Here is a 14,953-nt window from a genome sequence, read left to right as displayed (position 1 = left end):
TGCAGCGGGCACGCCGACCGGGCAGGGGCGGGGTGTGCACGGGTGCCGGACAGGGCCGGAGCGGTCGGCAGCCCCGGGCGGAAGCGATCCGGGCGGCGGGAGGGGCGGACTGGTCAGCCGCCGTCGGCGTCGGTGCCGGTGCGAGCTGCGGATCCGGCAGCGGGCTCCGGCAGGATGAGGAGGGCGCGGGCCGCCGCCGCGCCGTCCAGAATCCGGCCGGTCCGGCGGACCACCCGCCAGCCGGCAGAGCCGCGCCGGAGCAGCCAGCGGTTGGCCGTCGCGCGGCGCACGGTGAACCCGCCGCCGGAGTGCAGCAGCATGAGCGAATGGCCGACCGCCACCGCCTCGTCGCCGGCCAGCGTGATGTGCGGCGGGCCGAGGACGTGGGCGCAGCCGCCGCGGATCCACCCCTGGTGGGCATCTCCGGCGACCATCGCCCCGATCGCGCCGCGGCCCGCCATCTCCCAGTCCTCGACCTGGTAGACCCCGTCCGGTTCCCAGCACTCCGCGGCGGCCGCGGCGTGCCCGCCGTCGACGAGCGGGCCGTAGCCGGCGATCAGCCGGGCGATCTCCTGCCGGTCCTCCAGGTCCCGCACGCGCTCTTCCAGCGCGGCGAGCCGTGCGTCGGTGTCAGGCGTCATGGTTCCTCGCAGCTGTCTCGTTCGGCGTGGGTGAGGGGGTGAGCAAGGAGAGAAGGGCGGCGGACTCAGCCGACCTTGTCCGCGACCTCGGCGAGGGCGCCGAGCTGGTCGCAGAAGTGCTCCGCCGAGCGGGAGTCGATCCGGACGCCGGCCAGCGTCGCGCCCGCCTCCCGCAGCCTTCCGAGGGCCGACTCCGCGCCCGAGGGGTCGCCGCCCGGGTCCAGTGGGCGCCCGGGGGCGAGGACGACCTCGAAACCCGGCGGCGGTTCAATGCCGCCGAGCATCTCCGAGAGCTCTGCCGCAGAGAGCCCGAACGGCACCCAGCCGTCGCCGTGCTCCAGCGCGCGCCGCAGCGACCGGCGGGTCCGCCCGCCGATCCACAGCGGCACCCGCTCCTGCACGGCGTGCGGCTCCACCACCATTCCGGCGTAGTCGTAGTGCGGGCCGTGGTGCTCCGGTGTGCGCTCGGACAGGCCGGAGCGCAGCGCGGCGAGCGCGTCGTCCGCCCGCGCTCCGCGGCCGGCGAACTCGGCGCCGAGCAGCGTGAACTCCTCCTCCAGGCTGCCCACGCCCAGGCCGAGCACCAGCCGGCCGCCGGAGACGCGGTCCAAGGTCCCGTAGCGCTTGGCGATCTCCAGCGGGTGGTGGTAGCCCAGCACGAGGACCTGGGTGGCCAGCCGGATCCGGCTGGTCCGCGCCGCAAGGTAGCCGAACACGGCCAGCGGATCCCAGTAGACGGCGCCGCGCCGCTCGGCTTCGCCCTCTGGCACGGCCACGTGCTCGCTGCAGGTCAGGTGGTGCAATCCCAGCCGGTCCGCTGCTTCGGCGATCGCGCCGAGCTCCTCGATCCCGGCGGCGTGCTCCCATTCCGAGTGCGCCCCGGGGACCCGGGTCACCACCGGGCTCGCGATTCCGACTCTCATGCCTCGCCCTTCCGCCGGCGGTCCCGCCCGGTCGGGCGGATCCCCCACGTCTAACCCGGCAGCGGTGGCCGGCGTGCGGTGGTCCCGGTGGGTGGAACGGCGGTGGAACGGATGTTCAGTCGGGACAGGGGTGCGGGGGCGCCCGGGATTCCATGATCAGAGAAACCGATGGGCAGAAGGGGGCTTTCGCGGATCGGGGGCGGTTGCTACCTTGTCCGACACACTGAAATTCATTTCAGTACGGCCCCGCTGTGCTCCACTGGAGCCGCGGCGGTGCGGCGGCCCTGCCGAGCCGCCGCGCCGCGCAAGGCCGCCGTCCGCGGACCGAGGGAGAGCCCGTGACCGTGTCCACCGCCCCTGGCCGAGCCCCCGCCCCGTGCCCTGCCGCGCCGCCGTCGATGGTCGAGCGGATGACGCTGATCCTCGACGCCTTCGAACCCCGCACCGTCCGGCTCCCGCTGGAGGACATCGCGCGCCGCACCCGGCTGCCCCGGTCGACGGTGCACCGCATCGTCGGCCAGCTCGTCGCGGTCGGCTGGCTCCGCGCCACCGGTGCCGGGTACACGCTGGGCAGCCGCGCCTTCGACCTCGGCGGGCGCGCGCGGGCGGACGGCGCCCTGCGCGCTGCCGCCGCTCCGCTGCTGCACGACCTCCAGGTGGCCACCGGGATGGTCGTCCACCTGGCGGTGCTGGCCGGCGGAGAGGTGCACTACCTGGACCGGATCGGCGGGCGCGGGGCCGGCACAGTCCCGTCGCGCGTCGGCGGCCGGGCCCCGGCGCACGCCACCGCCCTGGGCAAGGCGGTCCTGGCGCGGCTCGAACCGGAGGAGGTGGAGGCCGTCCTCGGCGACCGCCTGCCCCGGGCCACCCCGCGCACCGTCGGCGACCTGGGCACCCTCCATCAGGAACTGCACCGCATCCGCCGCCGGGGCCTCGCCTTCGAGTGGGGCGAGTACGCCCCCGGCACCGCCTGCGTCGCCGCCGCCGTGCGCGGCCCGGACGGTCCGGCCGGAGCGGTTTCCGCGGCCGGACCGGCCAGGGGGCCGGTCGAGGCGGCGGGGCCGCTCGTCTTCGACGCCGCACGCCGTATCGAGGACGCGCTGTTCCCCCAGGCAGCACGGCACCGTTCCCGCCGGCGGGTCCGGACCGCGGCCTAGACCGTTGATGGGGGTTGCTGGGTGTCCTGGTCAGTGGTCGTAGGCGAGCAGCGGCCGCTCGGCCGGGGCGCCCACCGGCCAGTTGTGCCGGATCGCCGCGTTGAGCGCGCAGATCCTCTGGCGCAGCCAGCCCGGGAACACCTTCACCGGCTCTCGGGGCTCCTCTGAGCGCGGGGGCCGGATGAGCAGGTGTCCCCGGTCCGTCGCAGACTTCTCGATCCCGGCTCCGGCGCAGCCCTGGCCGCGCCCGATCGCGCGCGGCTCCGGAGCGCACGGCTGGACGTGGAGCAAGTGCAGGGCCTGGGTGGTGCGTTCGCCCAGCTCTCTGCGGTGGGCCGGGGAGAGCGCGCAGACCGCGCCGTCGGCGGTGGTGACCAGCATGAGTGTGGCCCCCAGGAGGAGGCGTGGTGGGAGGCATCGCGTCCGTAGCCGGCGATCTCGCCCAGCCCGGAGCGGCTCACCGCTACTTGGGAAGCGCCGCAGCGCAGGGGGGCCGTCCATGAGCCGCAACCGGTCGTGCCAGGCGGGCCGGGCCCGGCCCCGATGCATCGCCGCCGCCTGCGGGTCGGGGCCTCCTTCCGCAGGCGGCGGGTTTATTCGCGGCGCAGCCGCACCGCCGCCGGCGCAGGAGTGGTCCTCCGTAGCGGCTCCACCACGGTGCGGCCCGGCCAGCGCACCGCTCGCGCTGTGCGATGCCGACGGGGCGGGGGTCATCCCCGCCCGCGCCGCGGGGCCGCAGCGGCCTTCTCCCGGCCCGTATGCCAGCGGAACGGCGGTCGACCCGCGGGTTCGCGAGGGCGGCCCCCGCGCAACGCTCCGCCCGCCTGCTCAGGCGCAACCGGGCGGCCGCCGCCGCGGCAAGCGAGCCGCGATCGTCGGCGGGACCGTCCCCCGAGCCGCGATCCGGAGCGGGGAGGGCGCCGCACCCGATCGGAACTACGCCTGAGCGGGCGGGGGCGGGCGCAGCGGTGGCCGCGGCGGGCATCCCCGGTGCTTGCGCTGCGACGGCCGCCCGGTGAGCTGATCCGGGGTGGCGTTCGCGCCGGTCCCTCCGCAGCCGGCCAGGGGGCGCGAACCGCCGCAGCCGCGGTTCCAGGCGTCCGGACCCCCGTGCGCTGCTCCGGACAGCCCGGTGCCGGCAGGGGCACTGGGGTTCGCGCGGCCGATGGGCGCGGGTCTCCCGGCTTCCGCGCGGGCGAGGGCCTTCCTGCAGGGCCCCGCTAGAGGCGTGATGGGACTTGTCCACGCCGTATCCGGCCATCTCGCCCAGGGCGGAGCGGTGGGCCGTGACCCGGGAGGCGCCGCACCGCAGCGGGGTTCCGTCCATCAATCGCAGCTGCTCCCACCAGGTGGGGACGGCCCGGGCCAGCCACACGATGGCTCTGAGTAGGTCCGGGGCCGCCCTGCGCAGGTGGCGGTTGTACTCGGACTGGCCGGGCAGTCGGGGGAAGAGGTGGCCGATCCGGGCCGGCGCGGCGCGCATCCAGTGCCGCTCGGAGTCGTGGCGCAGCAGAGCCTGTGCCACGGCGACGCAGATCAGTTCGGCGTTGGTGAGCAGGCAGGGCCGGCCCGGTCGGCGGGGCTGGTTCGCTGAAGGGAGCACAACATCGTCCAGGTGGACGTAGAGTGCTGTCAGAAGGGCGTCTAGGTCAGTCTTCACACACCGATCCTGGACGCCCTTCGTCGTGCCCGCAGCAGCTTCAGAAATTTCCCATCAACGATCTAGGGCGTGTGTGGTGGGTGCCAGGGCGCCGCGCAGCAGGGCAGGTGTCCACCCAACACACGCCCTAGTCGGCGCCGCCCGGCGCGTTTGAGCGCGCGGCGAGCAGCAGCTCGCACGCCAGGCGGATCTCCACCTCGGCGTCGGCGAGCGAGACGCGGCCGTTGAGCGCCGAGCTGAGCATGCCGTACCACGCCTCGATGAGGATGCTCACCAGCCGGGCGTCCCGGGCGGTCGGCGCCTCCAGCCCCAGGGTGCGGAACACCGCAGTGTGCATCATGGAGTCGATCCGCACGGCCTCGTCGACGGTCGCGGCGTGGGCGTGCAGGTTGGACTGCATCATCGCGGCGGCCAGCAGCGGGCGGCGCAGCAGCCGGCGGGTGGAGTGCAGCAGCAGCGCATCCACCGCCGCGACGGGGTCCTCGCCCGAGCGCGGCGGGCGCGCCTGCTCCTCCATCTGGGCGACCTGGTCGGCCATCACCCCGGTGAACAGGTGCGTCTTGGACGGGAAGTAGCGGTAGAGGGTGGCGATCGCGACGCCGCCCGCCTTGGCCACGTCGTGCATCTGCACCCGGTCGAGCCCCCGCTCGGCCGCAAGGCCGGCCGCGGCGCGCAGGATCCGGCTGCGGCGCTCCTGCTGCTCCTGAGAGCCGGGCACCGCCGCCGGCCGGGCCTCCCCGATTCTGGGCACGCGCCCCCCTCGATCGATCCGCTGTGCCCGCCGAGTGTGCCGGACACCCGCGGCGCCGTCCCGCACACCGTACCGCTCACCAGGATCGGCGCCGCGGCGGTTCCGGGCGGGCCAGGCCGGTGCGGGTGCGGCCCGGCCCGGTGAGCGGGACGGGCGCGGGACGCAGCAGCCGGCCGCCTCCTACCGTTTCCGCCAACTTCCGCCTGCGGGCGCGGCGGTCCGCCGCGCCCGCAGGCGGACCGCCGATCCGGGAGGGTGGCAGCGATGCCTGGCAGTGTCGACAGAGCGCACTACGGTCCGTGGGCGGTGGTTGCGGGCGGTTCCGAGGGCGTGGGCGCCGCCTTCGCCCGGCTGCTCGCGGACGCGGGGATCGGGGTGGTGCTCATCGCCCGCAAACCCGGCCCGCTGCACGAGGTGGCCGAGGAGCTGCGCGCCCGGGGCGGCAGCGTCCGCACCCTCGAGCTCGACCTGCTGGCCGACGACGCGCTCGCACAGATCCGCGCCGCGACGGACGACCTCGACGTCGGGCTCCTCATCTTCAACGCGGGCGCCAACACCTACGGCCACGAGTTCGTCTCCGGCGACATGGACCGGGTGCGCGGCGTCGTCGACCTCACCATCACCGCGCAACTGGCGCTCACCCGCCACTTCGGCGCGCTGCTGAAGGAGCGCGGCAAGGGCGGCATCCTCCTGGTCGGATCGCTGGCCGGCTACCTCGGGCAGGCGCAGATCAGCGTCTACTCGGCAGCGAAGGCGTTCTCCCGGGTCTTCGCGGAGGGGCTCTGGCTGGAGCTGCGCGAGCACGGCGTCGACGTCTGCGAGCTGGTCCTGGGTGTCACCCGGACGCCGGCCATGGAACGGGCCGGCCTCGACTTCGATGCTCCGGGCGTGTCCGCGGCCGACCCCGCCGACGTGGCCCGCGAGGGCCTGGAGCACCTGGCCGACGGCCCGGTCTGGGTGGCGGCCGGCAACGGGCCCGCGGCGGAGAAGCGCAGCGGCCCCGACCGCGCCGCCCTGGCCCTGCGCGCCCACGAGGCATCGCAGCGCCTGCTCCCGCCGCCGTCCGGATCCGGCCAGGCAGGTGCGGAGGGCTGAGGGCGCCAGCCGGGGTGGGGCGCGCTGCGCCGCACCGCCGCCGGAGTTCCGCGGAGGCCGGGGCGCGCGGCAGGGCCGGCCGCGTCCAGTCCGTGCAGTGCCGCCGGCGCCCCGGCCTTCCGCTCCTGCGCTCGGCGCGCGCTCCCCGAGGGCGCGCAGCGCGCACGGGGCGCCGCCGGGCGGGGCCGCACGGCCGGGAGCCTCTTTGCGCCGCGCCGGCCCCGGGTCCCACTCAACGGGCGCCGTGCTGCACTCCTCGGTGCGTCCGGTGTTGGGTGGACGATAACGAATTCTAGTTCGGGCGCGGTCGGCCGCCGCCGGGTTCCCCGGATCCGGCCGGCCGCCCCGCAGCAACGTTGGGAGCGCCGATGTCGGAAGCGGTCATCGTGGAGGCCGGGCGCACCCCGGTCGGCAAGCGCGGCGGGGTCCTCGCCGGCCTGCACCCGGCCGAGCTGCTCGGCTGCGCCCAGCGCGGCGTCCTCGACCGCGCCGGCCTCGACCCCGCGCGGGTCGGCCAGGTGGTCGGCGGCTGCGTGACGCAGGCCGGTGAGCAGTCCAACAACGTCACCCGCGCGGCCTGGCTGCACGCCGGGCTGCCCGCCGCCACCGCCTGCACCTCGGTGGACTGCGCGTGCGGCTCATCGCAGCAGGCCGTGCACCTGGTGGCCGGCCTCATCGCCGCCGGCGCCGTCGACGCCGGCATCGGCTGCGGCGTCGAGGCCATGAGCCGGGTGCCGCTGGGCGCCGCCCTCGCGCCCGGGACCGGAAGCCCGCGCCCGGACGGCTGGACCATCGACCTGCCGGACCAGTTCACCGCGGCCGAGCGGATCGCACAGCGCCGCGGAATCACCCGGGCCGACACCGACGCGTTCGGCGCCGCCTCCCAGCACAAGGCCGCCGCTGCGTGGGACGCGGGCCGGTTCGACGCGCAGATCATCGGGGTCACGGCCCCGGTCATGGGAGAGCACGGCCCGACCGGTGCCGCCGCCGAGGTCACCCGGGACGAGGGACTCCGCGCCACCTCCGCGGACGCGCTCGCCCGGCTCCGACCCGTGGTGCCGGACGGCGTGCACACCCCGGGCACGATCTCCCAGATCAGCGATGGAGCGGCGGCCGTGCTGCTGATGAGCCGGGAGCGCGCCGCGGCCGAGGGCCTCCGGCCGCGGGCCCGGATCGTCGCTTCGGGGATGGTCGGCTCCGACCCCTACTTCCACCTCGACGGGCCCGTCGAGGCGACCGCGCACGTGCTGGACCGGGCCGGGATGGCGCTCAGCGACATCGACCTGGTCGAGGTCAACGAGGCGTTCGCGTCCGTGGTGCTGTCGTGGGCGTCCGCGCACGGCGCCGACATGGACCGGGTCAACGTGAACGGCGGCGCCATCGCGCTCGGCCACGCCGTGGGCGCCACGGGGGCCCGGCTGATCACCCAGGCCGTGCACGAGCTTGAGCGCGCCGACCTGTCGACCGCGCTGGTCACGATGTGCGCCGGCGGGGCGCACGCCACCGCCACCATCATCGAACGGATGTGAGATGACGCGAGAAGGATCCGACCGCCCGGCGTCCGCCCGCAGCGCGACGGCCCCCGGGACCCTCGGACTGAGCGACGAGCACCGTGCACTGCGGGACTCCGTCGCGGCGTTCGCCCAGCGGCACATCACCGCCGGGCGGGTCCGGGCCGCCGTGGATGCGGAGGCCGAGCAGCTGCCGGAGTTCTGGACCGCACTGGCCGGCCAGGGCCTGCTCGGGCTGCACCTGTCCGAGGACAGCGGCGGCTCCGGGTTCGGCCTGCTGGAGGCGGCCGTCGTCGCCGAAGGCCTCGGCCGCTTCCTGGCCCCCGGGCCCGCGCTGCCGACGATGGCGGCCTCCGCGGTCCTGCAGGAGGCCGGCCACCGCACCCATCTGCAGGGGCTGGCGGAGGGTACCTCCGTCGGCACCCTCGCGACGCTCGGCCGTGCCGGGGCCGCGGACGCCGGCGCCGCCGCCGGCGGACTCACCGGGGTACCCGATCCGGACGGGGGGCTGCGCGTCTCCGGCACGGCGCTGCCGGTCCCGGCCGGACACCTCGCCGACGTGCTGGTGCTGCCCGTCCAGACCCCGGACGGAGCGGTCTGGGCCGTGCTTCCGGGAACGAGCGTCATCGCCGAAGAGCTGCCCAGCCTCGATCCGACCCGGCGGCTCGCCGCGGTGGCCGTGCCGCAGGCGCGGGTGCCGGCCGGCGACATCCTCGCCCTGCCGGGCGACCGGCCCGCCGACGTCGCAGCCGTGCTCGCCGCCGCCGAAGCGTCCGGCATCGCCGACTGGTGCACCGCGACCGCCGCCGACTACGCGCGGGTCCGCGTCCAGTTCGGCCGCCCGATCGGAGCATTCCAGGGGGTGAAGCACCGCTGCGCGCGGATGCTCGCCCGAGCCGAGGCGGCCCGCGCGTGCGCGTGGGACGCCGCGCGCGCCCGCGATGCCGCCGACGGCGCGGTGCTGGCCGGTGCGCCGGGCGAGGCGGCGCTGGCCGCTGCCGTAGCCGCCGGGACCGCCGTCGAGGCTGCGCTCAGCACCGCGAAGGACTGCATCCAGGTGCTCGGCGGGATCGGCTTCACCTGGGAGCACGACGCCGGCCTGTACCTGCGCCGGGCGCAGTCGGCCCGGCTGCTCACCGGCCCCGCGGCCGACTGGCACCGCCGGACCGCCCAGCTGTCGCTGGACGGCGTGCGCCGGACGATCGGCGTCGAGCTGCCGCCCGGAGCCGTCCAGGACCGCGCTGCGGTGCGGGCCGAGCTCGCCGAGGCCGCCGCGCTCCCCGCGCCGGACCGGGCCGCCTTCCTCGCCGAGCGCGGCTACGCCGCGCCGCACCTGCCCCGGCCGTGGGGGCGCGGCGCCGACGCCGCCGAGCAGCTCGCCATCGCCGGCGACCTGCGCGCCGCGGATGTGCACCCGCCGGACATGGTGATCGGCAACTGGGTGGTGCCGGCCCTCATCGCGCACGGCGACGCCGCCCAGCGCGACCGCTTCCTGCCGCCGACGCTGCGCGGCGAGGTCACCTGGTGCCAGCTGTTCTCCGAGCCGGGCGCCGGCTCCGACCTCGCGGCCCTGTCCACCCGCGCCGAGCGGGTCGAGGGCGGCTGGCGGATCACCGGGCAGAAGGTGTGGACGTCGATGGCAGCCGAGGCCGACTACGGCATCCTCCTGGCCCGCACCGACCCGGACGCACCCAAGCACCGCGGCCTGTCCTGCTTCCTGCTGCCGATGGACAGCCCCGGCGTCACCGTGCGGCCGCTGCGCGAACTGACCGGCGACGCGCTGTTCAACGAGGTGTTCCTGGACGGCGTCACGGTGCCCGACGCGCTCCTGGTCGGCGCTCCGGGCGACGGCTGGAAGCTCGCCCGAACCACGCTCGCCAACGAGCGGGTGGCCCTCTCCCACGACTCCGCACCCGGGGAGGGCGGCGAACTCCTGCTGGAGCTGGCCGGCCGGGACCCCGGCGGCGGACGCGCCGCCGAACTCGGCCGGCTCCTCGCCGACGCGCAGGCGTGCGCGCTGCTCGGACTGCGCCAGACCCTGCGCTCCCTGCAGGGCGGGCAGCCGGGCGCGGAGTCCTCGGTCGCCAAACTCCTCGGCGTGGAGCACCAGCAGGAGGCAGCCGAGACCGCCGTGGCCTGGCTGGGGCCGGCCGCGCTGCACACCGGGTTCGGGCGGGGCGAGCCGACCTGGAAGTTCCTCAACACCCGCTGCCTGTCGATCGCCGGCGGCACCACTGAGGTCCAGCTGAACATCATCGGCGAGCGGCTGCTCGGCCTGCCCCGGGACCCGGAGCCGCCGGCGGCCCGCCCCGCCGCACCCGCCGCCACCGGAGGACCGCGATGACCATCGACCGCGATGCGGCGCTGGCCGCGCCGCCCGCCACCAGCACCATCGCCTGGACCGTCCGCGACGTGCTGCTGTACCACCTCTCCCTCGGCGCGGGGGCGGGCTCCGCGGGCCCGGAACTGCACTACACCTACGAGGCCGGGCTGCGCGTGCTCCCGACCTTCGCCATGGTCGCCGGCAGCGGCCCCTCCGCGGGGGACGGGACCGGCGCTCCGGCCGGCGGGGGCGCAGAGGCCGGTCCGCCCCGCATGCGGCTGCCCGGGATCGACGTCGGCCTCTCCCGCGTCCTGCACGCCGGCCAGGAACTGCGCGTGCACCGGCCGCTGCCCGCATCCGGAACCGCCGAGCTCAGCGCCCGCGTCGTTGACGTGGCGGACCGCGGCAAGGCGGCGGTGATCGTCCGGGAGACCACCGCCGCCGGCCCGGACGGCTCGCCGCTGTGGACCGCCCGCTCGCAGATCTGGGCCCGCGGCGAAGGCGGCTTCGGCGGCGCCCCCGGCCCGCGCGCGCAGACCGGTCCGCCGGATCGTGCGCCGGACGCGGTGCTGGAGGCCCCGACATCGCCTGACCAGGCTCTGCTGTACCGGCTCAACGGGGACCTCAACCCGCTGCACGCCGACCCCGGCTTCGCGCGCGCAGCAGGCTTCGACCGCCCCATCCTGCACGGCCTGTGCTCCTACGGGCTGGTGGCGAAGTCCGTGGTCGACCGGCTGCTGGACGGCGATCCGGACCGGCTCCGCGCGCTCACCGCGCGGTTCTCCGGGACGCTGGCCCCGGGCGAGACCATCCGGACCGACGTGTGGCGGGACGGAGACCGGCTCCTGCTGCACGCCTCCTGCCCCGAGCGGGACGGCGCTCCGGTGCTGACCCGCGCGACCGCGGAGGTGGCGCAGTGACCGTCGCCGGGGAGCAGCCCGAGGTGCTCAGCGCCGCGCCGCGCCCGGACGGCCTGGACGCCGCAGTGGCGGCCGCGCGCAGGGTGGTCGCCTCCCTGCTGCAGGCCGGCGACGGATCAGGCGCCGACCTGCACGGGACCGCCGCGCAACTGCACGCGCTCGCCGACGGCCTGGACGCCGGCGCGCCCGGCCGCGAGGAGCGCCTCGTCGCCATGTGGGCGGGCGCGGGCATCACCCGCCACGACCCGGTCACCGGACCGGAGAACGCCCTCGCCCCGCCGCTCGCCCTGACCGGCGAACCGGGCGGCCCGGTCACCGGAACGGTCACGCTCGGCCTGCCCTACCAGGGGCCGCCCGGCCACGTGCACGGCGGAATCGCGGCGCTGCTGCTCGACCACACGCTGGGTGTGGCCAACCACTGGGCCGGAACGTCAGGGATGACCGCCGAGCTCACGCTCCGCTACCACCGCCCGACGCCGCTGTTCACCCCGCTCCGCATCACCGCCGAGCAGACCGCGGTCGACGGCCGCCGGATCCGCACGCGGGGAACGATCGCCGGTCCGGACGGAGACTGCGTCTCGGCCGAGGGCCTCTTCATCGCCAAGCATCTCGCGCGCCCGCGCTGACGGCTGCGCTGCCCGTCCCCGCTGCCCACTGCCTGCTGCCCGCCTTGCGGCGCGGACAGGGAGGGGGCGGGGGCGGGCGGCTCCGGTGCCCCCCCCGGGGACCGGATAGCCGTCCGGATGCCCTGCCCGCGCGTCGTGCTGCGCGGGAACGGGCCGGGCAGCCGCGGGGCGTCCGTCTGGCGCGGGGCGCGGCACGGCTTCTCGGACGTCCGCCGGGGCAGTCGATGCGGTGCCCAGGACCGCATCCGTCGATCTGCATGCCGCGGCGCTCGCCGCCGGGACGGCGGGCTCCTACCAGCGGCGGGCGTCGCGGAGGGCGCACCGGTGCCCGGTGGCGCAGTGCAGTGCAGTAGCGGGTGCCCCGCCGAGTCCGGGGCAGCCGGCCGCGAGAGCGGTGCGGCGCTTGAGCGGACCTCGCAGCCGAGGACCGGCGTCGCCGCAGAGGCGTGCCGCGGCAGTTGAGCCGGCGCCCGGTCCGGCTCGGGCGGCCGGAGCATGCGCGCCGGGCCGCCCGCGGCAGTGGTCCGGGCGGTGTGCTGCCGCCGCGGCACCGCCGGCGGCCGGCGTCCCGCGGCGCTCCGGTGCGTACCCGCCGACGTGTGCAGGCCGGCCGTATGCGGCACGGCCCACCCGGGCAGCCGGGCCCGCCTGCCGTCATCCCAGCGCGCGGACCGCGGTGCGGATGACCTTGCCGGTGGCGTTGCGGGGGAGCGGGTCGGTGGTGATCCGCCACCGGGAGGGGACCTTGAAGTAGGCCAGGCGGTCCGCGGCGAAGGCACGCAGCTCCTCCTCGGCGGGCACCGCCGGCGGCCGGGCCACGACCACGGCGGCGACCTGCTGGCCGAGGTCGGCGTGGTCGGCGCCGAAGACCGCGCATTCGGCCACGTCCGGGTGCTCGGCCAGCACCGCCTCGACCTCGGCCGGGTAGACGTTCTCGCCGCCGCGGATGATCAGGTCCGAGCGGCGGCTGGACAGCCGCAGCCGGCCGCCCTCCAGCACGCCCAGGTCGCCGGTGCGCAGCCAGCCGTCGGCGTCGACGGCGGCGCGCGTCGACTCCGGATCGCGCCAGTACCCGAGCATGTTGTAGGCGCTGCGGGCGCACACCTCCCCCTCGGCGCCCTCCGGCAGGGTGCGCCCGTCCGGGCCGCGGACCTCCAGCTGCACCCCGGCGACCGGGCGGCCCAGCGTGCCGGGCGCCTCGGCGAGGTCGGCCGGCGAGGCCGCGGTCAGCGCCGTCGCCGTCTCGGTCGAGCCGTAACTGTCCACCAGGGCAGCACCGGCGCCCGGCAGCATCTCCCGGACCCGCTGCTTGAACGCCGGTGACGACGGGGCCGAGGCCAGCGTGAACGAGGTGAGCGAGGACAGGTCGTACCGCCCGGTGCCGCCGTGCTCGAGCAGCCGGTGCGCCTGCGTCGGCACCGCGCCCCAGTTCGTCACGCCTTCCTGCTCCACCAGCGCGAGCACCCGGTCGACGTCGAAGGCGCCCTCGTGCAGCACGGCCGTGCTGCCGGTGGCCAGCCGGGGCACCGCGAGGTTGTGCAGGCTGGCGATGTGGAACAGCGGCAGGGTGAGAAGGTAGCGGCGGTCGCGCGGCGCGACCGGGTGGCCCATCGCCGTCGCGGCCGCCTCGCCCAGCCGGTGGTACTCGACGACCGAGCAGAGGCTGCGGTGCGAGTGGACGGCGCCCTTGGGCCGGCCGGAGGTGCCGCTGGTGAAGAGGATGACCGCCGGATCGTCCTCCTCCGGCCGCTCCGCCGGCAGCTCCGCCCCCGCATAGGCCGCGGCCAGCGCAGCGATCCCGCCTTCGGTGGAGACCACCGGGACGGGGGAGTCCGCCAGCAGCTCCGCCCGCCGCGCGTCGGCCACGATCACCGACGGCCCGGTCAGCTCCGTGCCGTGCGCCAGCTCGCGCCTGGACCACCACGCGTTGTAGCCCACCGCGATGCCGCCGAGCGCCACCGCCGCCCAGAACGCGGTGATCCACTCCGGCGAGTTGGCCGCGGCGATCCCGATCCGGTCGCCGCGGCCGACCCCGTACTCCGTGCGCAGCCCGGCGGCGAGCGCCGCCACCCGGTCGCGGTGCTCGGCGAAGGAGATCCGGCGCTCGGCCGTCACCAGGTAGTCGTGCGCGCCGTAGCCGGCCGATGCCTCCAGCAGCTCCGGCAGGGAGCGCGCGCGGTGGCGGAAGACCGGCATCCGGACACCGCGGGCGTCCTCCTCGGCGAGTTCGAACCTGCCGCCGGGACCGGTCAGCGCGGCCAGGGGATCGGCGGAGAGGGGGTCGGTGGTGCTCATGATCGGCGTCCTCCTGCCGAGTGGCCGGATGTCGTCTGGATCACAGCCTGATGCGCCGCTCCCGGCGGACCGGCACCGGATTCCGGTCAACGGGATGCGAAGCCGCCCGCGCTTCCGGTCAGCGGGACGGGACGTGCGGCGCGCCGGGCGCCGCCGCACCCTGGCCGGGCCGGCCGGGCCGGCGGAACGCGACGGCAGCGGGGACGGGAGAGGTGCATGGGCAGCATGGCGGGCACGGTCGCGCTGGTGACCGGAGCGGGGCAGGGGGTGGGGCGCGGTATCGCACTCGCGCTGGCGTCCGAGGGCGCCGCGGTGGCGGTCGCCGGCCGGACCGCGGCGAAGCTCACCGACACCTGCGCGCTGATCCGCGCCCGCGGCGGCACGGCCGAGCCGTTCCCCGCCGACGTGGCCGACACCGCCGCCGCAGGGGCGCTCGCAGACCGGGCCGCAGAGCGCCTGGGCGGCATCGACGTCCTCGTCAACAACGCCTACACCGGCGCCTACGGCCCGCTGCTGTCGATGAGCGACGACGACTTCCAGCGCGGCTTCCGCACCGCGCCGTTCGCCGCGTTCGCCCTCATGAAGGCGTGCCACCCACATTTGAAGGCGCGCGGCGGCGGCTCCATCGTCAACGTCGTCACCTCCGCGATGGTCCGCTGGGACCCCTCGACCTTCGGCGCCTACGCCGCCGCCAAGCAGGCGCTGCGCTCGCTCACCCGCACCGCGGCCGCCGAATGGGGGCGGGACGGGATCCGCGCCAACGCCATCGCGCCGCACGCGCTCTCCCCGGGCCTCGCCGCATGGACCGAGGCCAACCCGGAGGAGGCGGCGGAGTTCGTGCGGTCCATCCCGCTGGGGCGGGTCGGCGACTGCGAAGCCGACATCGGCCGCGCCGTCGTCGCGCTCGCAGGCCCCGACCTGCGCTATCTGACCGGCGCCACCGTGCCGCTCGACGGCGGGCAGGCGTTCTTCGGATAGGCGGCACCGCGGTCCCGGCCGGAGTGCGGCGCGGCCGGGGCGCCGCCCCCGCAGCCCGCACCGCATCCCTTCC

The 14,953-nt window shown here is 76.6% G+C and carries 11 protein-coding genes and 2 pseudogenes; 7 read left to right on the top strand and 6 right to left on the bottom strand.

The annotated features are described in order from the left end of the window. Window positions 1–113 precede the first annotated feature (113 nt). On the bottom strand, window positions 114–641 hold the full coding sequence (locus ACYVGT_RS17310) for a nuclear transport factor 2 family protein (RefSeq protein ID WP_460859534.1): 528 nt from the start codon (window positions 639–641) through the stop codon (window positions 114–116). Window positions 642–706: 65 nt separating this feature from the next. Continuing rightward, window positions 707–1,564, bottom strand: coding sequence for a TIGR03619 family F420-dependent LLM class oxidoreductase (locus ACYVGT_RS17305; protein ID WP_460859531.1), 858 nt, complete (start codon window positions 1,562–1,564; stop codon window positions 707–709). Between the two features lie 338 nt (window positions 1,565–1,902). Here ACYVGT_RS17305 and ACYVGT_RS17300 point away from each other — a divergent pair, with 338 nt between their 5' ends. Next, the gene (locus tag ACYVGT_RS17300) at window positions 1,903–2,721 is read left to right on the top strand and encodes an IclR family transcriptional regulator (protein ID WP_460859529.1); all 819 of its coding nucleotides are present in this window, start codon (window positions 1,903–1,905) and stop codon (window positions 2,719–2,721) included. A gap of 30 nt (window positions 2,722–2,751) precedes the next feature. Here the strand turns inward: ACYVGT_RS17300 and ACYVGT_RS17295 are convergent. The 3 genes and pseudogenes from ACYVGT_RS17295 to ACYVGT_RS17285 all read right to left on the bottom strand — a co-directional run. Beyond that, window positions 2,752–3,279 (bottom strand): annotated as a pseudogene (locus ACYVGT_RS17295) (IS982 family transposase); the annotation flags it as partial. Between the two features lie 667 nt (window positions 3,280–3,946). Next, a pseudogene (locus ACYVGT_RS17290) lies at window positions 3,947–4,381 on the bottom strand (transposase family protein); the annotation flags it as partial. 127 nt (window positions 4,382–4,508) lie between these two features. Next, a complete protein-coding gene (locus ACYVGT_RS17285; RefSeq protein WP_460859527.1) occupies window positions 4,509–5,132 on the bottom strand; it encodes a TetR family transcriptional regulator in 624 nt (207 codons plus the stop codon). Window positions 5,133–5,396: 264 nt separating this feature from the next. On the opposite strand from ACYVGT_RS17285, the gene ACYVGT_RS17280 reads away from it, so the two are divergent. The 5 genes from ACYVGT_RS17280 to ACYVGT_RS17260 all read left to right on the top strand — a co-directional run bounded on the left by ACYVGT_RS17280 (window position 5,397) and on the right by ACYVGT_RS17260 (window position 11,607). Then, entirely contained in the window at window positions 5,397–6,227 is an 831-nt protein-coding gene (locus ACYVGT_RS17280) for an SDR family NAD(P)-dependent oxidoreductase (RefSeq protein ID WP_460859523.1), read from the top strand. A gap of 368 nt (window positions 6,228–6,595) precedes the next feature. After that, window positions 6,596–7,756 carry a steroid 3-ketoacyl-CoA thiolase gene (locus ACYVGT_RS17275; protein WP_460859520.1) on the top strand — a complete coding sequence of 387 codons (1,161 nt, stop codon included), beginning with the start codon at window positions 6,596–6,598 and terminating at the stop codon, window positions 7,754–7,756. Window position 7,757: 1 nt separating this feature from the next. Next, window positions 7,758–10,082: an acyl-CoA dehydrogenase family protein gene (locus ACYVGT_RS17270; protein WP_460859518.1), complete on the top strand. Its 2,325-nt coding sequence runs from the start codon at window positions 7,758–7,760 to the stop codon at window positions 10,080–10,082. After that, the gene (locus tag ACYVGT_RS17265) at window positions 10,079–10,981 is read left to right on the top strand and encodes a MaoC/PaaZ C-terminal domain-containing protein (RefSeq protein WP_460859516.1); all 903 of its coding nucleotides are present in this window, start codon (window positions 10,079–10,081) and stop codon (window positions 10,979–10,981) included. The genes ACYVGT_RS17270 and ACYVGT_RS17265 overlap by 4 nt, the downstream gene beginning before the upstream one ends. Next, window positions 10,978–11,607, top strand: a complete 630-nt coding sequence (locus ACYVGT_RS17260; RefSeq protein ID WP_460859513.1) for a PaaI family thioesterase — start codon at window positions 10,978–10,980, stop codon at window positions 11,605–11,607. The genes ACYVGT_RS17265 and ACYVGT_RS17260 overlap by 4 nt, the downstream gene beginning before the upstream one ends. A 654-nt stretch (window positions 11,608–12,261) precedes the next feature. On the opposite strand, the gene casG is transcribed toward ACYVGT_RS17260, so the two are convergent. Next, on the bottom strand, window positions 12,262–13,902 hold the full coding sequence (casG, locus tag ACYVGT_RS17255) for a steroid-24-oyl-CoA synthetase (RefSeq protein ID WP_460859511.1): 1,641 nt from the start codon (window positions 13,900–13,902) through the stop codon (window positions 12,262–12,264). Window positions 13,903–14,118: 216 nt separating this feature from the next. Between casG and ACYVGT_RS17250 the strand changes: the two genes are divergently transcribed. Beyond that, the gene (locus ACYVGT_RS17250) at window positions 14,119–14,880 is read left to right on the top strand and encodes an SDR family NAD(P)-dependent oxidoreductase (protein ID WP_460859509.1); all 762 of its coding nucleotides are present in this window, start codon (window positions 14,119–14,121) and stop codon (window positions 14,878–14,880) included. The last annotated feature ends 73 nt before the right edge of the window (window positions 14,881–14,953 follow it).

It is taken from the genome of Nocardiopsis coralliicola (assembly GCF_054779695.1).
The sequence above is the reverse complement of the archived record's forward strand: the minus strand, read 5'-3'. Positions and strand labels throughout refer to the sequence as shown.